This window comes from Cupriavidus sp. C2SS-8b, assembly GCF_057073745.1.
On the sequence record NZ_CP172716.1, the window covers coordinates 1,248,222 to 1,269,534 of the forward strand.

Sequence of the window (21,313 nt, forward strand, 5' to 3'; positions counted from 1 at the left end):
GTGGGAGACCGGCAGGCCAGGCGACCAGGACGCCCCCCGATTTCACGGAGGGAAGGGTCATCATGGCGGCGCGTTTTTTCGACGAGATGCTGGATTGGCGGGATGGCGAGAGCAATACCGTCATCCAGGCGGGACAGGCATTGCCGGGTGGCCTGGTACGACCGCACTACCGGCAATTCTCCGACTGGCTCGCGCGGCAGTCCGAGAACACCATGGCCAACAAGCGCGCCGAGGCCGACCTGATCTTCCGGCGCGTGGGCATTACGTTCGCGGTCTACGGCGACAAGGATGAAGCCAACAGCGGCACCGAGCGGACCATTCCGTTCGACGTGATCCCGCGCATCTTCCCGGCCAGCGAATGGGCGACCCTGGACAAGGGCCTGCGCCAGCGCGTGGCGGCGCTGAACCGCTTCATCCACGATATCTACCACGGGCAGGACATCATCCGCGCCGGCGTGATCCCGCCGGACCAGATCTACAACAACGCCCAGTACCGCCCCGAGATGCTGGGCCTGGACGTGCCCCACGACGTCTACGCGCACGTGGCCGGCATCGACGTCGTGCGGGCGGGCGAGGGCGAGTTCTACGTGCTGGAAGACAACCTGCGCGTACCGTCGGGCGTGTCGTACATGCTCGAAAACCGCAAGATGATGATGCGCTTGTTCCCAGACCTGTTCGCGCGCAACCGCGTCGCGCCGGTGGCCCACTATCCCGACCTGCTGCTGGACATGCTGCGCGGGGTTTCGCCGCAGGCCATCGCCGATCCGACCGTGGTCGTGCTGACACCGGGCATGTACAACTCGGCGTATTTCGAGCACGCCTTCCTGGCGCAGCAGATGGGCGTCGAACTGGTCGAAGGCAGCGACCTGTTCGTCGAGGACGACCATCTCTACATGCGCACCACGCAGGGGCCGCAGCGCATCGACGTGATCTACCGCCGCGTGGATGACGATTTCCTCGATCCGCTCGTGTTCCGGCACGATTCCTCGCTCGGCGCGGCCGGGCTGCTGTCGGTCTACCGCGCGGGCAACGTGACCATCTGCAATGCCATCGGCACCGGTGTGGCGGACGACAAGTCGATCTATCCGTACGTGCCCGACATGATCCGCTTCTACCTGGGCGAGGAGGCCATCCTCAACAACGTGCCGACCTATATGTGCCGGCGCCCGGACGACCTGCAATACGTGCTCGACAACATGGCGGAACTGGTGGTCAAGGAAACCCATGGCGCGGGCGGCTACGGCATGCTGGTCGGGCCGGCGGCCACGCGCGCGGAGATCGATACCTTCCGCGAGGTGGTGAAGTCGCGCCCCGAGCAGTACATCGCCCAGCCGACGCTGGCGTTGTCGACATGCCCGACGTATGTCGAAGCAGGCATCGCACCGCGTCATATCGACCTGCGTCCGTTCGTGCTGTCGGGGCGCGAGGTGCGCATGGTGCCGGGCGGGCTCACGCGCGTGGCATTGCGCGAAGGTTCGCTGGTGGTGAATTCCTCGCAGGGCGGGGGCACCAAGGACACCTGGGTGCTGGAGCGATGAGCCCTTCGTTACCACGCCACCGCATTGCGAGGAGAACTCCATGCTGAGCCGCACCGCCGACCATCTTTTCTGGATGGCCCGCTATACCGAACGCGCGGAGAATACCGCGCGCATGCTGGACGTCAACTACCAGACCTCGCTGCTGCCGCAGTCCGCGGAAGTGGCGGAGCAGGGCTGGTGGGCCATGCTAGACATCTCGGAACTCACTCGCGCCTTCGACCACAAGTACGGGCTGCTGACGCGCGACGACGTGATCGACTTCATGGTGCGCGACATGACCAACCCTTCGTCGATCATGAGCTGCCTGCGCGCGGCGCGCGAGAACGCGCGCGCGGTACGCGGCTCGCTCACGACCGAGGTCTGGGAAACCGTCAACACGACCTGGCTCGATGTGCAGCGCATCATCGCAGACGGGGAACTGCAGGAAGACCCGTCGCGCTTCTTCGAGTGGGTCAAGTTCCGCTCGCACCTGGCGCGCGGGGTGCAGTTCGGCACCATGCTGAAGGACGACGCCTTCCACTTCATGCGGCTCGGCACGTTCCTGGAGCGCGCCGACAACACCGCGCGGATCCTCGACGTGAAGTTCCAGGCGTCGGGCTCGGACGACACCGATTCCAACCGCGAGCAGAACGATTTCTACCACTGGGCCGCGGTGCTGCGCTCGGTGTCGGGCTTCGAGGTCTACCGCAAGGTCTACCGCGCGGTGATCACGCCGCAGCGCGTGGCCGAGCTGTTGATCCTGCGCCCGGACATGCCGCGTTCGCTGGTGTCGAGCATGGATGAGGTGGTGGCCATCCTGGCGGTGGTCTGCAACCAGCAATCGGGAGAGACCGAGCGCCAGGCTGGTAAACTCCATGCCGACCTGAAATATGCCCGCATCGACGACATTTTTGCTGTCGGACTGCACGCTTTCCTGACCAGCTTCCTGGAGCGCATCGGCGACCTCGGCAACGGCATCAGCCGTGATTTCCTGGTGCCGCTGGCGGCCTAATTCCCAGTAGGGTACGAATGCCGCGGAGAGCACCATGTGCAGCAGTCGTCGCGGCGGCCTTCCAAACACCGTGAAATACAAGATTCATCACCAGACCGTCTATCACTACGCGGAACCGGTGCGGCGCAGCGTGCACGAATTGCGGCTCGCGCCGCGCTCGGGGCCGCTGCAGGCCGTGCAGGGCTGGGAACTCCAGGCACCTGGCAACCTTTCCGAAGCGCGCGATGGCTTCGGCAATATCGTCCATAACTTCACCGTCAAGGGCCCGGCCGATACCATTGCCATCACGGCGATCGGTGAAGTCCACGTCACGACGGCGCATGATGAGGCAGGGCGCGACGGGCACCATGCCTTCCGCGATGGGGCCGCTGCGGGCGAGGCGCGGGTCTCGCCGCTGTACTTCGTGGGCGGCACGCCGCTGACCGCCGCTCCGCCGGAGATGCAGGCATTCGCCGCGCCGTTCCTGGCATCCGGACACGAGGTGCCGGCGCTGCTGGCGCTGGCCGGCGGCATCGCCGATCACGTGCGTTACGCCGCCAACACCACGCACGTCGGCACCTCCGCGGCCGAGGCGTTCCATCTTGGCAGCGGGGTTTGCCAGGACCAGGCGCAAGTGATGGTGGCCGCGTGCCGCGCGTTCGGCATTCCCGCGCGCTATGTCAGCGGATACTTCTACGATCCGGCGGCCACCGAACTGGCCAGCCACGCCTGGGCGGATGTCTGCCTGGATGCAGGGCAGGATCTGTGGTGCAGCATCGACGTCACGCATCGTTGCGTCACGGATCACCGGCACGTGCGGCTTGCAGTGGGGCGAGACTACCAGTCCGCTGCGCCGGTACGGGGCATTCTCGAAGGCGGCAGCGGCGAGACCCTGCAGGTGAACATCGCTATCACGCCCTTGACCGACTGAAGGGATCAGGGCCGCACCGGGCGGGTGCGGTCCGTCACCTAGCTGGTGCGCAGCAGATGCTTCATCAGCTTGCCGGTAGGCGTGCGCGGCAACTGCTCGCACAGCAGGAATTCGCGCGGCACCTTGTAGCGCGCCAGCCGTTCGCCGACGAAGGCCTTGAGCGTTTCGGAGTCCGGCTGTGCGCCGGCCTTCGGCACGATCATCCCCACCACCGTTTCCCCCCATTCCGGATGCGGACGTCCAATCACGGCGGCATCCTGAATGTCGGCGTGCGCGAGCAGCACATCCTCGACTTCCTTCGAGTAGACGTTTTCACCTCCGGTGATGATCATGTCTTTGGCGCGGTCGACGATGAACAGGAAGCCGTCGGCGTCGCGCCGGGCCAGGTCGCCGCTGCGGTACCAGCCGTCCCGCAGCACCGCGTCGGTGGCGGCCTTGTTGCCGAGGTAGCCTTGCATGACCGAGTCGGCTTTCAGCCAGATCTCCCCGACCTCGTTCGTGCCGGCCTCGCTGCCGTCGGCGCAGACGACGCGCAGGTCGACGCCGGGCGTGGCTACGCGGCCAATGGAGCCGGCCTTCGTTACCTGTTCTTCGGGGTAGAGCACGGTACCGCACGGACCGGTTTCGGTCATGCCAAAGACCTGGAAGAAGCGGTCGCTCCGGTAAGCGTCGGCAAGCCGGCGCGCGGTGTCGGCGCCGATGGGGCCGCCGCCGTAGATCCACGCGCGGATCGAGCGAAGATCGTATGACGAGACATCCAGCCCCGATTGCAGCGGCAGCAGGTAGGACACCGGGGCGCCGAAATACAGCGTGGCGCGCTCGTCCTGCGCGGCCTGCAGGAAATGCAGCGGGTGGTATTCGCGCAGCAGCATCACGGTGCCGCCCACGTAGAGGGTGCCCAGGAACCAGTTGTTGAGCGGCGACGAATGCCACAGCGGCATGGCCATCAGCGTGCGCTCGTCGCGCGTCATCGACAACCCCAGCGCGGTGGCCAGCGCGGCCTGGCACACGTTGCGGTGGCTGAGCACGCAGCCCTTTGGCTTGCCGGTCGTGCCGGAGGTGTAGAGGATCTCGGCGATGTCATCGTCTACGGCGCGGCTGATGTCGGCGGGCAAGGCCGCGGCCATCAACTCGTCTAAGCTGCGATAGCCTTCCGGCACGCTGTCAGTGGCCAACAGCGTGACAGCCGTTTGCAACCGTGCCATCACCGGTGCCAATGCACCGTCGAATACGCATACCTTCACGGCGGCGTGTTCAAGGATGTAATCGACCTCCGGCGCCTGCATCTTGTGGTTGACCGGCACCACGATCGCACCCAGTCGCCACGCGCCCAGCATCGCCACGACAAAGCCCGGCGTGTTGAAACACATCATGGCGACGCGGTCGCCGGCTCGCACGCCTTGGCCGGCCAATACAGCGGCGGCGCGGCGCGACAGCGCGTCGGCTTCCGCGTAGCTGACCGATTGCCCGGCGTACCGCAGCAGTGGCTTGTCCGGGTACTTGCGGACATTGCCGTCAAACAGCGCAACGATATTCATGGTGGCTTGTCTTCCGCTATTTTTTTCGTTGTTGATTTATACCGGCCAGGCGCGTGCCAGGATCGACTCGTGCGGAGTGCCTTCCGGCAGCATGCCGAAGATGCGTCCCCACTGCGCATCAAAGCGGCTGGCGATAAAAGCATCGGCCATGGCCTGCGGCGCATGTTCGCGCAGCAGGCGCGCTTGCACCAGCAGCACCAGTTGCTGGGCATGGCGGCGTGCCTGGGCTTCCAGCGATTCGGCGGGTTTGCCGAGTGCGTCGGCGAGCGCGGCCACTTGCGCGCGCAATGGCGCTTCATCGGCAAATGCACCGTGCAGGTCCGCGAGCAGCGCATGCATGGCATCGGGTTCGCGGCTGACCGCACGCAGCATGTCGAGCGCCATCACGTTGCCCGAGCCTTCCCAGATCGAGATCACCGGCGCTTCGCGATAGAGCCGGCCCACCGGGCTTTGCTCCATGTAGCCGTTGCCGCCAAATACTTCCATCGCCTCGGCCGACAATTCGATGCTGCGCTTGGCTACCCAAAGCTTGGCGGCAGGCGTCACGATGCGCTGGTAAGCGCGCTGCAGCGGATCTTGCGCAGCCAGGGCGAAGGCGTCGGTCAGGCGCATCATGAGCTGCGTGGCGGCTTCGCTTTCCAGCGCCATGTCGGCCAGCACGTTGCGCATCAGCGGCTGCTCTGCCAGGCGCTTGCCGAACGCGCTGCGCCCGCGCGCGTGGTGCAGAGACTGCACCAGGCACTGGCGGATCAGCCCGGCGCTTCCCATCACGCAGTTCAGGCGCGTGTAGGTGGCCATCTCGATGATGGTCGGCACGCCGCGGCCTTCTTCGCCGATCATGCGGCCCCACGCGCCGTGGAACTCGACTTCGCTGCTGGAGTTGGACCGGTTGCCGATCTTCTCCTTCAGACGCTGGATGTGGATGGCATTCTTGCTGCCGTCGGGGCGATAGCGCGGTACGAAGAAGCAGGACAGGCCGCTCTCGGTGCGTGCCACGACAAGATGCGCGTCGCACATCGGCGCGGAGAAGAACCACTTGTGTCCGGTGATCTCGTATTCGCCGCCGCGGCCCTCACCGCGCACTGGCTCCGCGCGCGTGCTGTTGGCGCGCACGTCGGAGCCGCCTTGCTTTTCGGTCATGCCCATGCCGACCAGGATGGAGTCCTTCTGCTCGAGCGGGATGTCGCGCCCATCATAGCGGCGCGAATAGAGTTTGGGCGCCAACTGCGCGAACAGCTCCGGCTCTTTCTGCAGCACGGGGATGCAGGCAAAGGTCATCGAGTTGGGGCATTGCGAGCCGGCTTCGATCTGCCCGTGCATCGAAAAGCCCGCGGCATAGGCGGCCCATGCGCCGGGGCGGGGGTCGGAGAACGGCTGCGACACGAGGTTCTGCTCGCGCGCCAGCCGCATCACGCCGTGCCAGGCCGGATGGAACTCGATCCTGTCGATGCGCCGGCCCTGGCGGTCATGGGTATGCAGCTCGGGCTTGAAGTGATTGGCGTCTTCGGCCAGGCGCAGCGTTTCGGCAGTGCCCAGGCGCGCGCCGTAGGCCGTCAGCTCGGTTTCGTGGTCCGCGCCGCCGGCACGCCGCACGGCTTCCTGCAGGGCGATGTCGGTGGTGTAGACGTTATAATCGTGCAGCTCTGTCACGACGTTGGTGACTTCGTGCGTGCCCTGGTTCATGTGCGTGTCTCCGATGGGATGGCCCCCATCTCTTCCTTGAGGCAGGGCAGCCAGCATGGCCAACGAGTATAAAAACGAGCCTGCCCGACGGTGTTCGGGTTTTGCCGACATGAAGCCAGCGCCCCCAAGTGCCCCAAGTGCCCCAGATCGTCCGCAGCGCCGCAAGCCCGCGCAGTCGCGCGCCCGCGCCACCGCGCATGCCATCCGTGAAGCGTTCGTGCAGTTGCTGGTGGAGAAGGGCTATGACAACGTCAGCATCCGCCAGGTGATCGCTTTGGCCGGCGTGGGGATCGGGAGCTTCTACGAATATTTCTCCAGCAAAGAGGCCCTGGCCGCGGTTTGCATCCATCTGCGCATCAAGGACATCGCATTGGCCATGAGCGCGAGTATCGAAGCCACGCGCGGGCAGGCGCTGCCCGATCGGGTCAATGCCCTGCTGGAGGCCCAGTGCGGGGCGCCGCTGGCCGAACCCGAACAGTGGGCGGCCTTGTTCCTGCTGGAGCGCAAGGTGTCCGGCGTCGAGGCGTTCCGGGGTCTTTACGTGGAGTTCGTCCAGCTATGGACGCGGGCACTGGGCGCCGGGGTCGACTGGCCGGTCGATGCCGCCATGGACGAGGCCGCGTTTGCCGCGCATGCGATGACCTATAGCCTGGTTTCCCAGTCGCTGATGACCTCAATGCTGCCGCCGGATCCTCAGGTCATGCAGCGCATGCTGCGCACCGCGGTGCATGGCTACCTGTCCGTGGTGGCGCCGCTGGCCTACCGGTTGCACCGGTTTGACGGCTGAGCGCGCCGGTGTCCGCTGGTACGCCCCAAATCCGAACACGGCCTCGAATCTGGCGGCGCCCGTGCCGCAGGACGTCCGCGGGGCGCTAGAATTCCCGCTGCTACCCCGCACGGTTCCAGGTGAACCCGACAAGACCATGACTTATTGTGTTGCCATGCAGCTCGACGCCGGCCTGGTGTTTCTTTCCGATTCGCGCACCAATGCCGGTGTCGATGCGATATCCACCGCGCGCAAGATGACGGTGTTCGAAGAGCCCGGCGACCGCGTGATGGTGCTGCTGACTGCCGGCAACCTGGCCATCAGCCAGTCGGTGCGCCAGTGCCTGGCCGAGGCGCGCGACGAGAAGCGCTCGCTGTGGACCGCGCGCGATATGTTCGAGGCCGCGTCCATCGTCGGCGATGCCGTGCGCCAGGTGCACAAGCGCGATGCCCATGCGTTGCGCGATGCCGGCATCGATTTCAACGTCAGCCTGATCTTTGGCGGCCAGATCGGCGGCGAGCGCGTGCGGCTGTTCAATGTCTACGCGGCCGGCAATTTCGTCGAGGCCATGCCCGAGAACTGCTATTTCCAGATCGGTGAAGCCAAGTACGGCAAGCCGATTATCGACCGTGTGGTGCACCCTTCGCTGCCGCTTGGCGAGGCGGCGAAGTGCGCGCTGATTTCGATGGATTCGACGCTGAAATCGAATATCTCGGTTGGCCTGCCGCTCGATCTGCTGGTCTACGAAGCTGACACGCTGCAGGTTACGCACTTCGTCAATATCGACGAGCGCAACGCGTATTTCCGTATGATCCGCGACACCTGGGGACATCGCCTGCGCCAGGTGTTCGGCGAGATCAGCGACCCCGAATGGGATGCCAAGCGCGAAGCGGAATTCCCGCTGGCGCGCACGGGCGAGGCCGACCTCTGGGGGCAACCGGTGCGTGCCACGCGTGAGCGCTCGCGCACCCAGGACTGAGTGGGCCAGACAATGCGCGAGATCATTCATTTCTCCCATGCCAATGGCTTTCCGGTGCCGACGTACCGGAAGCTGTTCGCCGAGCTGGAAGGCGATTTCGAATTCCGCGCCGTGGAGCGCTACGGCCACCGGGCCGAGTACCCGGTGACGCGCGGCTGGCCGCATCTTGTCGAAGAGTTGCTCGATTCGCTGCAGCACCAGTACCGCGAGCCGGTGTGGCTGGTGGGGCATTCGCTGGGCGGCTTCCTGTCGCTGATGGCCGCGCTGCGGCGCCCCGAATGGGTGCGTGGCGTGGTGATGCTCGATTCGCCGATCATCGCGGGCTGGCGTGCATCGCTGTTGAAGACCGCGCAGCTGCTGGGCATGGACGAGAAGCCGGGGCCGGCCGCGGTGACCAGGAACCGGCGCACGCACTGGCCGGATACGGAGGCGGTGTGGGAGCATTTCCGCGCCAAGCCCAATTTCGCGATCTGGGACCAGGACATGCTGCGCGACTATGCGCTGCATGGGACCGAGCCCACCGGCAAGGACGACGAGCGGCAACTGCGCTTCAACCGCGAGGTGGAATATTGGATCTATCGCACGCTGCCGACCAGCCTGGGCCGCAAGGTGGCGCGCGGCGCGCCGGTGCCGGTCGGATTCGTGGCCGGCACGCGTTCGCGCGAGGTGCGGCAATGTGGGCTGTCCGCCACGCGCAAGCTGGTCGGCGAGAATCTGCGCTTCATCGAGGGCGGCCATCTTTACCCGATGGAGCGGCCCGGGGAAACGGCGCAACTGATCCGCGAACTGATCGCCGGGATGCGGCGCGAAGGCCGCTGAGCACAAGCGGCGAATGCGCCGCAGACGCGTTGTCGACCTGCCGGTGTCACAATTTCCGGGCCTGCGGGGAACGGGGTCTCATGTATAATCCCGATTTCCCCGGCAAGCTCGGTTTATGACCAAATTCGTCTTCGTCACCGGTGGCGTCGTCTCTTCTCTCGGCAAGGGCATCGCTGCTGCTTCGCTCGCGGCCATTCTCGAGTCGCGCGGCCTCAAAGTCACCCTCCTCAAGCTAGATCCCTACATCAACGTCGATCCCGGCACGATGAGCCCCTTCCAGCATGGCGAGGTGTTTGTCACGGAAGACGGTGCGGAAACCGACCTCGATCTCGGCCACTACGAGCGCTTCGTCTCGGCCAAGATGCGCAAGTCGAACAACTTCACCACGGGCCAGATCTACGAATCGGTGATCCGCAAGGAGCGCCGCGGCGAATACCTGGGCAAGACCGTGCAGGTGATCCCGCATATCACCAACGAGATCCAGGCCTTCATCGAGAAGGGCGCTGCGGCCTCGCACGACGGCAAGGCCGACGTGGCGCTGGTGGAAATCGGCGGCACCGTGGGTGACATCGAATCGCTGCCGTTCCTCGAAGCCGCGCGCCAGATGAGCCTGCGCATGGGCCGCAACCGCTGCGCGTTCGTGCACCTGACGCTGGTGCCGTTTATCGCCAGCGCCGGCGAGCTGAAGACCAAGCCGACCCAGCACTCGGTGCAGAAGCTGCGCGAAATCGGCATCTCGCCGACGGCGCTGCTGTGCCGCGCCGACCGCCCGATCCCGGACGACGAGCGCGCCAAGATTTCGCTGTTCGCCAACATCCCGCAGGACGCCGTGATTTCGGTGTGGGATGCCGACAGCATCTACAAGATCCCGCAGATGCTCAACGAGCAGGGCCTCGACCGCCTGATCTGCGAAGAGCTGCGCCTGGATCCGAAGCCGGCCGACCTGTCGATGTGGCAGAAGCTGGTGAACGCGCAGGAAAACCCGCAGCACGAGATCACCATCGGCATGGTCGGCAAGTACGTCGACCTGACCGAGTCGTACAAGTCGCTGATCGAAGCGCTGCGCCACGCCGGCATGCACACTGCCACGCGCGTGAACATCGAATATATCGATTCCGAGGAACTGGAATCGGGCCACCTGGAAGTGCTGGCTCCGCTTGACGCCATCCTGGTGCCGGGCGGCTTCGGCAAGCGCGGCACGGAAGGCAAGATCCGCGCAATCCAGTACGCCCGCGAGAACAAGGTGCCGTACCTGGGCATCTGCCTGGGCATGCAGCTGGCCGTGATCGAGTTTGCGCGCCACGTAGCCAACATGGCCGACGCCAACTCGACCGAGTTCAACCTGGAAACCGAACACCCGGTGGTCGCGCTGATCACCGAATGGGTCGACCGCGAAGGCAAGGTCGAACAGCGTTCGGCGGATTCCGACCTGGGCGGCACCATGCGCCTGGGCGCGCAACGCGTGCCGGTGAACGAAGGCACCAAGGCGTCGTCGATCTACGGTGCCGAGGTCAACGAGCGTCACCGCCACCGCTACGAGGTCAACAACCACTACGTGCCGACGCTCGAAAACGCCGGCATGGTGATCTCCGCGCGCACCCCGACCGAGAACCTGCCCGAGATGATGGAACTGCCGGAGTCGATGCACCCGTGGTTCGTCGGCGTGCAGTTCCACCCGGAATTCACCTCCACGCCGCGTGACGGCCATCCGCTGTTCAAGGCCTACGTCGAAGCCGCGCTGGCCGGTCAGCAGCGCAAGGGCGCCTGAAGCCGGGCGCCGAGCAGGAGACTGTCATGAAACTCTGTGGATTCGAGGCTGGCCTCGACAAACCGTTCTTCCTGATCGCCGGCCCGTGCGTGATCGAGTCCGAGCAGATGGCGCTGGATACCGCCGGCGAGCTGAAGGCGATCACCGGCGAGCTGGGCATCCCGTTCATCTACAAGTCGTCGTTCGACAAGGCCAACCGTTCATCAGGCAAGTCGTTCCGCGGCCTGGGGATGGAAAAGGGCCTGGAGATCCTGGCGACCGTGAAGCGCGAGATCGGCGTGCCGGTGCTGACCGACATCCACGAGATCGACGAGGTCAAGCCGGTGGCGGCCGTGGTCGACGTGCTGCAGACGCCGGCCTTCCTGTGCCGCCAGACGGATTTCATCCGTGCCTGCGCCCAGAGCGGCAAGCCGGTGAATATCAAGAAGGGCCAGTTCCTGGCGCCGCACGACATGAAGAACGTGATCGACAAGGCCCGCGACGCCGCACGCGAAGCCGGCCTGCCGGACGACGTCTTCATGGCCTGCGAGCGCGGTGTGTCCTTCGGCTACAACAACCTGGTCTCGGACATGCGCTCGCTCGCGATCATGCGCGAGACCGGCGCGCCCGTGGTGTTCGACGCCACCCACTCGGTGCAGTTGCCGGGCGGGCAGGGCACGAGTTCCGGCGGCCAGCGCGAGTTTGTGCCGGTGCTGTCGCGTGCCGCCGTGGCCACCGGTATCGCCGGACTGTTCATGGAAACGCACCCGGACCCGAGCAAGGCCATGTCCGATGGCCCGAACGCGGTGCCGCTGTCGCGCATGAAGGAACTGCTGGCCGTGCTCAGGGACCTCGACGCGCTGACCAAGCGCGCCGGCTTCCTCGAAGACAACTTCGGCTGGCCCGCCTGCGCCTGAGCAGGCCCCGGCTTGTCACCGCCGCTGGGCCGGCCGTGACAAGCCGTATCGAAAGACCATACAAAACATCCGGAGATACAGCATGGCCGCGGGCTATATCATCGCGTACGTCGACGTAACCGATCCCCAGCAGTACGAGGAATACAAGGTGCTCTCCAGCAAGGCCATGCAGATCCATGGTGCTGAAGTAGTGGTGCGCGGCGGCAAGGCCGAAAACCTTGAAGGGGAATGGGCGCCGACCCGAGTGGTCGTGCTGAAATTCCCGAGCACCGATGCCGCCAGGGCCTTCCATGACGGAGAGGCCTACCTCGCGGCCCGCAAGGCACGCGAGCACGCGGCGCGCATGAACATGATCGTGGTCGAGGGCGTGGCCTGAGCCGGCAAGCCCTTTTTGCCTTTTCCGGGCGCGTGACATCGCCCTGACACGACCGGGACACAAGCAGGTTGCAGTAATCCGCAGCAGCAAGAATCAACAGTCAGAGAGGAATTCATGAGTGCAATCGTAGATATCATCGGTCGCGAGGTTCTCGACTCGCGTGGCAACCCCACCGTCGAGTGCGACGTGCTGCTGGAATCCGGCGTGATGGGCCGTGCGGCGGTGCCGTCGGGCGCATCGACCGGTTCGCGCGAAGCCATCGAACTGCGTGACGGCGACAAGGGCCGCTACCTGGGCAAGGGCGTGCTGAAGGCCGTCGAGCACATCAACACCGAGATCTCCGAAGCCATCATGGGCCTGGATGCTTCCGAGCAGGCCTTCCTGGACCGCACCCTGATCGACCTGGACGGCACCGAGAACAAGGGCCGCCTGGGCGCCAACGCCATGCTGGCCGTGTCGATGGCCGTGGCCAAGGCCGCCGCCGAAGAAGCCGGCCTGCCGCTGTACCGCTATTTCGGCGGTTCGGGCGCCATGCAGATGCCGGTGCCGATGATGAACATCGTCAACGGCGGCGCGCACGCCAACAACAGCCTGGACATCCAGGAATTCATGATCATGCCGGTGTCGGCGACCAGCTTCCGTGAAGCCCTGCGCTGCGGCGCCGAGGTCTTCCACGCGCTGAAGAAGATCCTGTCGGACAAGGGCATGTCCACTGCCGTGGGCGACGAGGGCGGCTTCGCCCCGAACTTCTCGTCGAACGAGGAGTGCCTGAACACCATCGTCCAGGCCGTCGAAAAGGCCGGCTACCGCATGGGCGAAGACGTGCTGCTGGCGCTGGACTGCGCCGCCAGCGAGTTCTACCACGAAGCCGAAGACGTCTACGTGCTGGAAGGCGAAGGCCTGAAGCTGTCGTCGACGCAGTTCGCCGACTACCTGGCCAACCTGTGCGACAAGTTCCCGATCGTGTCGATCGAGGACGGCATGGCCGAAGGCGACTGGGATGGCTGGAAGACGCTGACCGACAAGCTGGGCAAGAGCGTCCAGCTGGTCGGTGACGACCTGTTCGTGACCAACACCAAGATCCTGAAGGAAGGCATCGAGAAGGGCATCGGCAACTCGATCCTCATCAAGATCAACCAGATCGGCACGCTGACCGAGACCTTCGCCGCCATCGAGATGGCCAAGCGCGCCGGCTACACCGCCGTGATCTCGCACCGTTCGGGCGAAACCGAAGACAGCACCATCGCCGACATCGCCGTGGGCACCAACGCCGGCCAGATCAAGACCGGTTCGCTGTCGCGTTCGGACCGTATCTCGAAGTACAACCAGCTGCTGCGCATCGAGGAAGACCTCGGCGATATCGCCAGCTACCCGGGCAAGAGCGCGTTCTACAACCTGCGCTGAACCCTGGCGGGCGCTTGATGCGCCCTGACGGCGGCGGCACGGATTTACCCGTGCCGCCGCCGTTTTTTGTATCCGGATTTGTATCGAAATCTGGCTGCCATTGCCTTCCGGCCCGAGTTCGCACATCATTGTGCGGAAATTTCCGTCCGCCACGCCTCATGCGCCTGATTTCTTTGCTGTTGTTCGTACTGCTGCTGGCCATCCAGTATCCGCTCTGGCTCGGCAAGGGCGGCTGGCTGCGGGTCTGGGAACTCAACCGGCAGGTGCAGGAGCAGGCCACCCGCAACCAGACGCTGAAGCTGCGCAATGCCAAGCTGGAAGGAGAAGTGAAGGACCTGCAGGACGGCACGGGCGCCATCGAAGAGCGCGCCCGCTATGAACTGGGCATGGTGAAGGACGGCGAGGTGTTCGTGCAGTTCGTTGCACCGGCGCCAAAGGTCAGCGCCACGCCGCCGCTGCCGCCGCCGCCGAATTCGACTGCCGCCACAGGCCGCCACTGAGCGCCGGCTTGTTGACCGCCCGCCTCGCCGGGCGGTTTTGCCAACGAGGATTACCACCCGTACGGGTAGCCGCCCCAGTAGCCGGGCGAACTGATGCCCACGCCACCGCCCCAGTGGCCGCCGCCCCAGCCTCCATAGAACAGATTCCAGCTTGTCGTCGGATAGGCGTACGCGCGGTAGGCCGCCTCGGCGGCCTGCTGGCGGCCGATGGCCGCCTCCTGGTCGTGCAGGATCTGCTGGTTCAGGGCGTCGAGCTGCTGCAACTGTTCGACGCTGAGCGGGGCGCCTGAAGCCGCATCCGGGGCCAGGCGGGCAGTCGCGGGCGTGCCATTGATATCGCGCGGCACCGGCGCGGCACAGCCGCCGGCCAGCAGCGCGGCAGCCAGCAACGCTGGCAGGACAGGCAGGGAGCAGGGAATGCGGGCGGCGGGCATGGCGGCGAGGACTGGCGGGTCGGAGTGTCGCGCCGGCTCGGCGGAGACGGCGCCATCGATAACAGCTTAGCTGTTGGACTTGCGCCTTGCAGCGTGGTTCGCAGCCGACATGCCCGCTGCAGGTCCGGCCCGCGGGCCGGTTCCGGATCAATGATGGTGATGCGCGCCCTCACCGGCGCCGGTGGCGACGTGCGACGGCGTGAACAGCTGGGCGCAGTCCACCGCATCGAATTCGTAGCGCTGGCCGCAGAAATCGCAGTGGATTTCCACATCGCCGCGCTCGGCGACGATGCTTTCGATCTCTTCCTGGCCCAGCGAGTGCAGCATGCCCGCCACCTTGGCGCGCGAGCACGAGCACTGGAAGTGCGGCGTGAGCGGTTCGAAGACGCGCAGGCCGGCCGCTTGCAGGTCTTCCCAGAACAGGCGGCGCAGCAGCGTGTCCGGCGTTTCGGCCAGCAGCTCGTCGGCCTTCAGCGTGTTGCCGAGCTGGCACGCGCGGTCCCAGGTGTCCAGATCTTGCGCGCGGCCGTGCTCGCCAAGCGCGGAGCCGGTTTCGCCGACTTCCTGCGTGCCGCCGTACGACGGCAGCTTCTGCAGCAGCATGCCGGCAGCGGCATGGTCATCGGCGGCCAGCCACAGGCGCGTGTCGAGCTGCTCGGAGGCCTGCATGTAGTGCTCCAGCACGGCGCTCATGCTGGCCAGCGGGCCATGGGCGTCAGCCAGCGGCACGATGCCCTGATACGGCTGCTGGCCCGGCAGCTTGTCCTTCGGGTCGAGCGTGATGGCAAAGCGGCCATGGCCGTGGACATTGACGAGATCGGTCAGCGTGGCGTCGTCGGCGATCTGCGCGCCTTCGGCCAGCTTGGCCGTGGCGCGCATCGACAGGTCGGACAGGCACTCCACCACCAGCATGCGCACCGGGCCGTCGCCATGCAGCTGCATGACGAGCGCGCCGTTGAACTTGAGGTTGGCCGACAGCAGCGCGGCGGCAGCCATCATCTCGCCCAGCACGCGCCGCACGGGCGCGGGATAGGCGTGGCGGCTCAGCACTTCGCGCCAGGTGGCTTCCATGCGCACCAGTTCGCCGCGCACGGGGGCCGCGTCGAACAGGAACTTCTGCAGGGTGTCGGGGGTGGTCGTATCGGTCACAATAATCTGTCTGTCAATCGGTTGTAGCTCGCGCGGCGCTTGTCTGTCGATCAGTCGATCCGCTTGAGCTGTTGCTTGTACATGGCCTGGCGCGTGGCGTAGGTCTCGGCATTGCGGTAGAGATTGGCCACGTCCTGGTCGGTCAGTTCGCGCACGACCTTGGCCGGCGCGCCAAGGATCAGCGAGCGGTCCGGGAATACCTTGCCTTCGGTCACCACGGCACCCGCGCCGACGAGGCATTCCTTGCCGATCACCGCGCGGTTCAGGATCACGGCCTGGATGCCGATCAGCGAGCCTTCGCCGACCGTGCAGCCGTGCAGCATGGCCTGGTGGCCGATGGAGACCTTGTCGCCCAGCGTCAGAGGGCAGCCCGGATCGACGTGCAGCACGGAGCCTTCCTGGATGTTGGTGTCCACGCCGACCACGATCGGTTCGTTGTCGCCCCGGATCACGACGCCCGGCCAGGCACTGGCGCGCGACTTCATGGTCACGTTGCCGATGATGGTGGCTTCGGGGGCCACGTAGGCGTCCTGGTCGATATTGGGAACGAGTTCGCCGAGCTGGTACAGCGCCATGGAGTCTCCTGCACGAAGGTTGTTATCTGGGGATTGCCGCCGGCCTTTAAAGAGCCAGGGGAATGGCCGCGTCCGGCCTTGTGCCGGCACGCCGCATGCACGGCCGGGAGGTGACCGGCGGGGCTCTACAATGGCGGCAGACCGGATTTTACGCCTATGCCAGAAATTTCACCCGCCGCCCGACTGCCTGATCCCGCACAAACGCTGCGCCTGTGGGCACTCGGCGTGCTTTGCCTGACCGATGCGCGCGACAAGGCCAATGCCGCCCGCGCGCTGTTCCGGGACTTCACTCAGGCCGATGCCGCTCGTCTGGGGGCGGAAGATCACATCGCCGCGGACGCGACGCTCGGCATTCCGGGCCGCCCGCCACGACCCGAACTGGTGCCGCCGCAACAAGTCCAGCGCCGCCGCTCGCTGCATACCGACGAGGGGCGCGCCGCCATGATCCACGCGCTATGCCACATCGAATTCAACGCCATCAATCTGGCGCTCGATGCGGTCTGGCGCTTTCCCGGCATGCCGGCGGACTACTACCGCGACTGGCTTCGCGTGGCCGACGAAGAGGCGCTGCATTTCACCTTGCTGGCGGACCACCTCGGCACGCTGGGATTTGGCTACGGCGATTTCCCCGCCCACAACAGCCTGTGGGAGATGTGCGACCGCACCGCCGGCGACGTGCTGGCGCGCATGGCGCTGGTGCCGCGCACGCTCGAGGCGCGCGGCCTCGATGCCTCGCCACCGGTGCGCGCCAAGCTGGCCGGGGTGGGCGACCATGCGGCCGCCGCCATCATCGACATCATCCTGCGCGATGAAGTCGGGCACGTGGCCATCGGCAACCATTGGTACCGATGGCTGTGTGCGCAACGCGGGCTCGATCCGGTATCGACCTATGCCGCGCTGGCACAGCAGCATCGCGCGCCAAAGCTGCGCGGTCCGTTCAACCTTGATGCGCGCCGCGCCGCGGGTTTCGACGAGGATGAGCTGGCGTGGCTGGAGGCTTCGGCGGGTTAGCCTTTGCCGGCCGCACGCTCCTGCTCCAGCAATCTCAACACCCGCCGCTGAACCTTCCCCGTAGTCGTCATCGGCAACTGGTCGATGAACTCGATCTTCTTGGGATACTCGTAAGGCGCGAGCTGGCCGCGCACGTGTTCCTGCAGCGCGGTCACCAGCGCCGCGTCGCTGTCGAACGAGCGCGCGACCGAAGGCGTCAGCACGATGAAGGCCTTGACCACGGCGCCGCGCTCGGTGTCCGGCGAAGGCACCACCGCGCAGTTCGACACGGCAGGATGCTTGAGCAGGCAGTTCTCGATCTCGCTCGGGCCGATGCGGTAGCCCGACGACTTGAACACGTCGTCGGCCCGGCCCTGGTACCAGAGGTAGCCGTCGGCATCGATGCGGGCCAGGTCGCCGGTGCGGCACCAGCGCAGACCGTCGCGCTCGACATATCTCGCCGCCGTGGCCGCTTCATTCTTCCAGTAGCCAAGGAAGAAGACGGGGTCGGTATGGCCGTGGATGTCCGTAGTGCAGACCGCCACCTCGCCGTCCTCGCCGGGTGCGCACGGCCGGCCTTCGTCATCGATGACCTGTACGCGATGGCCGGGGTAGGGCCGCCCCATCGAGCCCGGCCGCGCTGGCCAGCCCAGGCACGCGTCGTCATGCTGGGCCGTGCAGTTGCCGACGATGTAGTTGATTTCGGTCTGGCCGAACATCTCGTTGACGACCACGCCCATGGCATCGCGGCACCAGCTGAAGACGGTTTCGCCGACGGCTTCACCCGCACTCATCAGTGCGCGCAACTTCAGCGTATAGCGCTGCCGCGGCTCGGGACAGGCCTTCATCATCTGCTTCAACGCAGTGGGAAACAGGAAGGTGTTGGTGACGCCGTAGCGTTCCAGCAGCTCGAACGCGCGCTCGGCCGAGAACCGGCCCTGGTAGCCCACGATCGGCTTGCCGAAGTAGAGCGCCGGCATCAGCGCATCCCAGAGTCCGCCGGTCCAGGCCCAGTCGGCAGGGCTCCAGAACACGTCGTCGTCCTGCGGATACCAGTTCTGCGAGCAGACAAAGCCAGGGAGGTTGCCGATCAGCGCCCGGTGCGGAATCAGCGCGCCTTTGGGCGGACCCGTGGTGCCGCTGGTGTAGATCAGCACGGCGGCTTCGTCTGCCTTGGTTTGCTCAGCGGTGAACGTCGGCAATTGCGCGGCCAGCAGGACGTCCCAGTCGTGGTCGCCGCGCCCGAGCGCTTCGCCGGCGGCGATCACGGTGGCGAGTGTCGGGCATTCCGGCCGCGCCGCGAGCACGTTGTCGATCGAGGTCTCGTCGGCGATTGCCACCACGGACTCGCTGTGGCCGATGCGGTAAGCCAGCGCCTCGGGCCCGAACAGCATGGACAGCGGCGTGGCGATGGCGCCGAGCTGGGGGATCGCCATGTAGGCGATGGCTGTCTCGATGCGCTGCGGCATCACGATGGCGATGCGGTCGCCGCGCTGCACGCCCAGTTCGCGCAATGCCCCCGATAGCCGGTTGGCTTCCGCCTGGAGATGCGCAAAGCTGAACGCGTCGCGCCGCCCATCTTCATGCTCGGTATAGACCGCGATGCGGTCGGCCGTGGCCGGGTCCCGTGCCCAGCGGCCACAGCACGCTTCGGCCAGGTTGAAGTGCGCGGGCACCGCCCAGCGGAAGGTGTCGTAGAGCGCCTGGTAGTCGTCGCGCCGGCTTGCCGGCAGGGCCGCTGCTGCCATGCTGCTGTCTCCTTGTCAGTCTCGTTATAATTCTGCGAACGATCGTTCGATTCTAAGCGGGCTTCCGCGCCGGCTCCCGGGTCCGGGCAAGGCTGGGAACGTCCGCAACCAGGGGAGACAAATGACAATCAAGGAAACCTCGCGTTCTGAATTTATCACGTTGCGTGGGCTGCGCTGCCACGTGCGCGAGTGGGGTACACCTGGCGCGCCCAAGCTGTTCATGCTGCATGGCTGGATGGACGTGGCGGCATCGTTCCAGTTCCTGGTCGACTGCCTGGAGCGCGACTGGCACGTGATCGCGCCCGACTGGCGCGGCTTTGGCGAAAGCGACTGGCCCACGCGCTATCCGGGCACGCATTCCTACTGGTTTGCCGACTACCTTGCCGACCTGGAAGCGCTGCTCGACCACTACCAGCCCGAAGGGCAGGTGGACCTGGTGGGGCATAGCATGGGCGCCAACGTGGCTTGCCTGTACGCCGGCATCCGGCCCGAGCGCGTGCGCCGCGTGGTCGATCTCGAAGGGTTTGGCATGACGCAGACGCGCCCCGAGCAGGCGCCGAAACGCTATGCGCGCTGGCTCGATGAACTGCGCGAACGGCCGGAGCTGCGCGCCTACGAAGATGTCGCCGGCGTGGCGGCGCGGCTGCAGAAGACCAATCCGCGCCTGCCGGACGATCGCGCCGCGTTCCTTGCCGAGCACTGGTCGCGCCGCAACGAAGCCGGGCAATGGGAAATCCTCGGCGATCCCGCGCACAAGCTGGTGAATCCGGTGCTGTACCGGCTCGAGGAAATCATGGCGATCTGGGCGCAGGTGAGCGCGCCGGTGCTTCACGTGGAAGCCCGCGATTCGGAAACGCTGCGCCATATCGCCCACAAGCAGTCGCTTGAGGAATTCCGCGAGCGTTTCCGCGCGTTCCGCGATTTCCGCGAGGCGGTGATCGATGATGCGGGCCACATGCTGCACCATGACCAGCCCGCCGCAGTGGCGGCGCTGATCGAGTCGTTCTGCACCTGAACGCGTAACCCTCAGGCGTGCGTGAGCTTTTCCTTGAGCGCGGCGTTGTTGCTGGTGTGCACGTGCACCAGCGACTTCTCGGGAAACGCGTAGTGATAGGCCTTGCGCAGGGCCAGCGCCGCTTCGTGGAAGCCTGACAGGATCAGCTTCTGCTTGTTGGCGTAGTAGGCAATGTCGCCGGCGGCGAAGATGCCGCGCCGCGAGCTTTCGTAGGTGGTGGTATCCACCAGGATGCGGCCGGCGCGCATGTCCATGTCCCACTGCGCGATCGGGCCGGGCTCGGAGACCAGTCCGTAGAGCGCCACCAGTTCGTCCACGGGCAGCGTCTGGACGCCATCGCGGCTGCGCACCTCGATCTCCGTGAGGGCGGCAGCGTTGCCTTCGCCCGTCGTCTTGAGGGCGCCAAGCATGCCGACGACGAAATCCATCTCGCCGTCCGCTACGGCGGCGCGCATCTCGGCCACCGTGCCGTCGGCGGCGCGGAAGCCTTCGCGCCGGTGCAGCAGGGTGACGCGAGCCGCCACCTTGCGCAGCGCGAGCGCCCAATCGAGCGCGGAATCGCCGCCGCCTGCGACGACCACGCGCTTGCCCGCGAAGCGCGATACATCGCGCACCGCGTAGTGCACATGGCGGTCTTCCAGTGCCGGCGCCTCCGGCAGCGACACGCGCTGCGGCGCAAAGGCGCCGGCGCCGGCGCAGACCAGCACGGCGGCAACGTCGAAGCGCTTTCCGGCGTCGGTCGTCACCAGCAGGCGGGCGTGGCCGTCGCCCTGAACGGGCGGCACCTCGGCCACGCTTTCGGCGCGCTGGTTGAAGTGCATCGGGAAGGCAAAGGGCGCGCACTGCTCCAGCAGGCGATCGACCAGGTCCTGGGCCAGGCAGCCCGGCACGGCCGGGATGTCGTAGATCGGCTTTTCGGGGTACAGCTCGGTGCATTGGCCGCCCGCGCGATCCAGGACGTCGATCAGTTCGCATTTCAGGCCGAGCACACCGGCCTGGAATGCGGCGAACAGGCCGACCGGGCCTGCGCCGACGATCAGCACGTCGGTGATGATGGTGTCGGCGGTGCCGGGCTGGGCGGTGGTGTTGTCGGTGGACATTGGCTGGGTGCGGCGGGAATCCAAAACCCGACTATACCGCGCCGCTGGCGCCACGCCGCCGACGCCAGCGTTGCTGGCAAGGGCTTTGCGTGGCTGGGATCGAGCCAGCCCGAACGCACATACGGGAGTAGAAT

Annotated in this window: 20 protein-coding genes; 13 read left to right on the plus strand and 7 right to left on the minus strand. The window is 66.1% G+C overall.

Translation table 11 applies throughout. The features are described 5' to 3' along the window. The first annotated feature begins 62 nt into the window (after positions 1-62). From ACIGJB_RS05760 to ACIGJB_RS05770, 3 genes are all read left to right on the plus strand, one after another. Entirely contained in the window at positions 63-1,538 is a 1,476-nt protein-coding gene (locus ACIGJB_RS05760; RefSeq protein ID WP_483731787.1) for a circularly permuted type 2 ATP-grasp protein, read from the plus strand. 40 nt (positions 1,539-1,578) lie between these two features. After that, positions 1,579-2,529, plus strand: a complete 951-nt coding sequence (locus tag ACIGJB_RS05765; protein ID WP_483731788.1) for an alpha-E domain-containing protein — start codon at positions 1,579-1,581, stop codon at positions 2,527-2,529. 70 nt (positions 2,530-2,599) lie between these two features. Then, complete coding sequence (locus ACIGJB_RS05770) at positions 2,600-3,439, plus strand: transglutaminase family protein (RefSeq protein WP_483732262.1); 840 nt, start codon at positions 2,600-2,602, stop codon at positions 3,437-3,439. A 38-nt stretch (positions 3,440-3,477) separates the two neighbouring features. On the opposite strand, the gene ACIGJB_RS05775 is transcribed toward ACIGJB_RS05770, so the two are convergent. Together ACIGJB_RS05775 and ACIGJB_RS05780 are read right to left on the minus strand one after the other, a co-directional pair. Beyond that, the gene (locus tag ACIGJB_RS05775) at positions 3,478-4,977 is read right to left on the minus strand and encodes a class I adenylate-forming enzyme family protein (RefSeq protein WP_483731789.1); all 1,500 of its coding nucleotides are present in this window, start codon (positions 4,975-4,977) and stop codon (positions 3,478-3,480) included. A gap of 36 nt (positions 4,978-5,013) precedes the next feature. Then, on the minus strand, positions 5,014-6,660 hold the full coding sequence (locus ACIGJB_RS05780; protein ID WP_483731790.1) for an acyl-CoA dehydrogenase family protein: 1,647 nt from the start codon (positions 6,658-6,660) through the stop codon (positions 5,014-5,016). 109 nt (positions 6,661-6,769) lie between these two features. On the opposite strand from ACIGJB_RS05780, the gene ACIGJB_RS05785 reads away from it, so the two are divergent. From ACIGJB_RS05785 to ftsB, 8 genes are all read left to right on the plus strand, one after another. Further along, positions 6,770-7,447 (plus strand): TetR/AcrR family transcriptional regulator, encoded by a 678-nt coding sequence (locus ACIGJB_RS05785; RefSeq protein ID WP_483731791.1) that lies wholly within the window; start codon positions 6,770-6,772, stop codon positions 7,445-7,447. Between the two features lie 136 nt (positions 7,448-7,583). Beyond that, complete coding sequence (locus ACIGJB_RS05790) at positions 7,584-8,405, plus strand: proteasome-type protease (RefSeq protein ID WP_483731792.1); 822 nt, start codon at positions 7,584-7,586, stop codon at positions 8,403-8,405. A 12-nt stretch (positions 8,406-8,417) separates the two neighbouring features. After that, a complete protein-coding gene (locus tag ACIGJB_RS05795) occupies positions 8,418-9,224 on the plus strand; it encodes an alpha/beta fold hydrolase (protein WP_483731793.1) in 807 nt (268 codons plus the stop codon). A 115-nt stretch (positions 9,225-9,339) separates the two neighbouring features. Beyond that, positions 9,340-10,992 (plus strand): CTP synthase, encoded by a 1,653-nt coding sequence (locus ACIGJB_RS05800; RefSeq protein WP_483731794.1) that lies wholly within the window; start codon positions 9,340-9,342, stop codon positions 10,990-10,992. A 26-nt stretch (positions 10,993-11,018) separates the two neighbouring features. Continuing rightward, positions 11,019-11,888, plus strand: a complete 870-nt coding sequence (kdsA, locus tag ACIGJB_RS05805) for a 3-deoxy-8-phosphooctulonate synthase (protein WP_483731795.1) — start codon at positions 11,019-11,021, stop codon at positions 11,886-11,888. An 82-nt stretch (positions 11,889-11,970) separates the two neighbouring features. Beyond that, the gene (locus ACIGJB_RS05810) at positions 11,971-12,264 is read left to right on the plus strand and encodes a DUF1330 domain-containing protein (RefSeq protein WP_483731796.1); all 294 of its coding nucleotides are present in this window, start codon (positions 11,971-11,973) and stop codon (positions 12,262-12,264) included. A gap of 114 nt (positions 12,265-12,378) precedes the next feature. Next, entirely contained in the window at positions 12,379-13,668 is a 1,290-nt protein-coding gene (eno, locus tag ACIGJB_RS05815) for a phosphopyruvate hydratase (RefSeq protein ID WP_483711037.1), read from the plus strand. 158 nt (positions 13,669-13,826) lie between these two features. Then, positions 13,827-14,168, plus strand: coding sequence for a cell division protein FtsB (gene ftsB / locus ACIGJB_RS05820; protein ID WP_483711038.1), 342 nt, complete (start codon positions 13,827-13,829; stop codon positions 14,166-14,168). A gap of 50 nt (positions 14,169-14,218) precedes the next feature. Here ftsB and ACIGJB_RS05825 read toward each other — a convergent pair whose 3' ends face one another. The 3 genes from ACIGJB_RS05825 to ACIGJB_RS05835 form a co-directional block, all read right to left on the minus strand. After that, positions 14,219-14,602, minus strand: coding sequence for a hypothetical protein (locus ACIGJB_RS05825; RefSeq protein WP_483731797.1), 384 nt, complete (start codon positions 14,600-14,602; stop codon positions 14,219-14,221). A 147-nt stretch (positions 14,603-14,749) separates the two neighbouring features. Then, positions 14,750-15,751 carry an Hsp33 family molecular chaperone HslO gene (gene hslO / locus ACIGJB_RS05830; protein WP_483731798.1) on the minus strand — a complete coding sequence of 334 codons (1,002 nt, stop codon included), beginning with the start codon at positions 15,749-15,751 and terminating at the stop codon, positions 14,750-14,752. 50 nt (positions 15,752-15,801) lie between these two features. Beyond that, positions 15,802-16,326: a gamma carbonic anhydrase family protein gene (locus ACIGJB_RS05835; protein ID WP_483731799.1), complete on the minus strand. Its 525-nt coding sequence runs from the start codon at positions 16,324-16,326 to the stop codon at positions 15,802-15,804. 156 nt (positions 16,327-16,482) lie between these two features. On the opposite strand from ACIGJB_RS05835, the gene ACIGJB_RS05840 reads away from it, so the two are divergent. Then, positions 16,483-17,337, plus strand: coding sequence for a ferritin-like domain-containing protein (locus tag ACIGJB_RS05840; protein WP_483731800.1), 855 nt, complete (start codon positions 16,483-16,485; stop codon positions 17,335-17,337). Here ACIGJB_RS05840 and ACIGJB_RS05845 read toward each other — a convergent pair. Continuing rightward, positions 17,334-19,064, minus strand: coding sequence for an acetate--CoA ligase (locus ACIGJB_RS05845; protein ID WP_483731801.1), 1,731 nt, complete (start codon positions 19,062-19,064; stop codon positions 17,334-17,336). The two genes, ACIGJB_RS05840 and ACIGJB_RS05845, sit on opposite strands and share 4 nt — an antisense overlap. Positions 19,065-19,185: 121 nt before the next feature. On the opposite strand from ACIGJB_RS05845, the gene ACIGJB_RS05850 reads away from it, so the two are divergent. Beyond that, complete coding sequence (locus ACIGJB_RS05850) at positions 19,186-20,079, plus strand: alpha/beta fold hydrolase (RefSeq protein WP_483731802.1); 894 nt, start codon at positions 19,186-19,188, stop codon at positions 20,077-20,079. Positions 20,080-20,090: 11 nt separating this feature from the next. Here ACIGJB_RS05850 and ACIGJB_RS05855 read toward each other — a convergent pair whose 3' ends face one another. Next, positions 20,091-21,179, minus strand: coding sequence for an NAD(P)/FAD-dependent oxidoreductase (locus tag ACIGJB_RS05855; RefSeq protein WP_483731803.1), 1,089 nt, complete (start codon positions 21,177-21,179; stop codon positions 20,091-20,093). Positions 21,180-21,313 lie beyond the last annotated feature (134 nt).

Excerpts from the sequence above, each read along its gene's own strand:
- ACIGJB_RS05760 (WP_483731787.1), top strand. The coding sequence starts at position 63 with ATGGCGGCGCGTTTTTTCGACGAGATGCTGGATTGGCGGGATGGCGAG.
- ACIGJB_RS05765 (WP_483731788.1), top strand. The coding sequence starts at position 1,579 with ATGCTGAGCCGCACCGCCGACCATCTTTTCTGGATGGCCCGCTATACC.
- ACIGJB_RS05775 (WP_483731789.1), bottom strand. The coding sequence starts at position 4,977 with ATGAATATCGTTGCGCTGTTTGACGGCAATGTCCGCAAGTACCCGGAC.
- ACIGJB_RS05780 (WP_483731790.1), bottom strand. The coding sequence starts at position 6,660 with ATGAACCAGGGCACGCACGAAGTCACCAACGTCGTGACAGAGCTGCAC.
- ACIGJB_RS05785 (WP_483731791.1), top strand. The coding sequence starts at position 6,770 with ATGAAGCCAGCGCCCCCAAGTGCCCCAAGTGCCCCAGATCGTCCGCAG.
- ACIGJB_RS05790 (WP_483731792.1), top strand. The coding sequence starts at position 7,584 with ATGACTTATTGTGTTGCCATGCAGCTCGACGCCGGCCTGGTGTTTCTT.
- ACIGJB_RS05795 (WP_483731793.1), top strand. The coding sequence starts at position 8,418 with ATGCGCGAGATCATTCATTTCTCCCATGCCAATGGCTTTCCGGTGCCG.
- ACIGJB_RS05800 (WP_483731794.1), top strand. The coding sequence starts at position 9,340 with ATGACCAAATTCGTCTTCGTCACCGGTGGCGTCGTCTCTTCTCTCGGC.
- kdsA (WP_483731795.1), top strand. The coding sequence starts at position 11,019 with ATGAAACTCTGTGGATTCGAGGCTGGCCTCGACAAACCGTTCTTCCTG.
- ACIGJB_RS05810 (WP_483731796.1), top strand. The coding sequence starts at position 11,971 with ATGGCCGCGGGCTATATCATCGCGTACGTCGACGTAACCGATCCCCAG.
- eno (WP_483711037.1), top strand. The coding sequence starts at position 12,379 with ATGAGTGCAATCGTAGATATCATCGGTCGCGAGGTTCTCGACTCGCGT.
- ftsB (WP_483711038.1), top strand. The coding sequence starts at position 13,827 with ATGCGCCTGATTTCTTTGCTGTTGTTCGTACTGCTGCTGGCCATCCAG.
- ACIGJB_RS05825 (WP_483731797.1), bottom strand. The coding sequence starts at position 14,602 with ATGCCCGCCGCCCGCATTCCCTGCTCCCTGCCTGTCCTGCCAGCGTTG.
- ACIGJB_RS05835 (WP_483731799.1), bottom strand. The coding sequence starts at position 16,326 with ATGGCGCTGTACCAGCTCGGCGAACTCGTTCCCAATATCGACCAGGAC.
- ACIGJB_RS05840 (WP_483731800.1), top strand. The coding sequence starts at position 16,483 with ATGCCAGAAATTTCACCCGCCGCCCGACTGCCTGATCCCGCACAAACG.
- ACIGJB_RS05845 (WP_483731801.1), bottom strand. The coding sequence starts at position 19,064 with ATGGCAGCAGCGGCCCTGCCGGCAAGCCGGCGCGACGACTACCAGGCG.
- ACIGJB_RS05850 (WP_483731802.1), top strand. The coding sequence starts at position 19,186 with ATGACAATCAAGGAAACCTCGCGTTCTGAATTTATCACGTTGCGTGGG.
- ACIGJB_RS05855 (WP_483731803.1), bottom strand. The coding sequence starts at position 21,179 with ATGTCCACCGACAACACCACCGCCCAGCCCGGCACCGCCGACACCATC.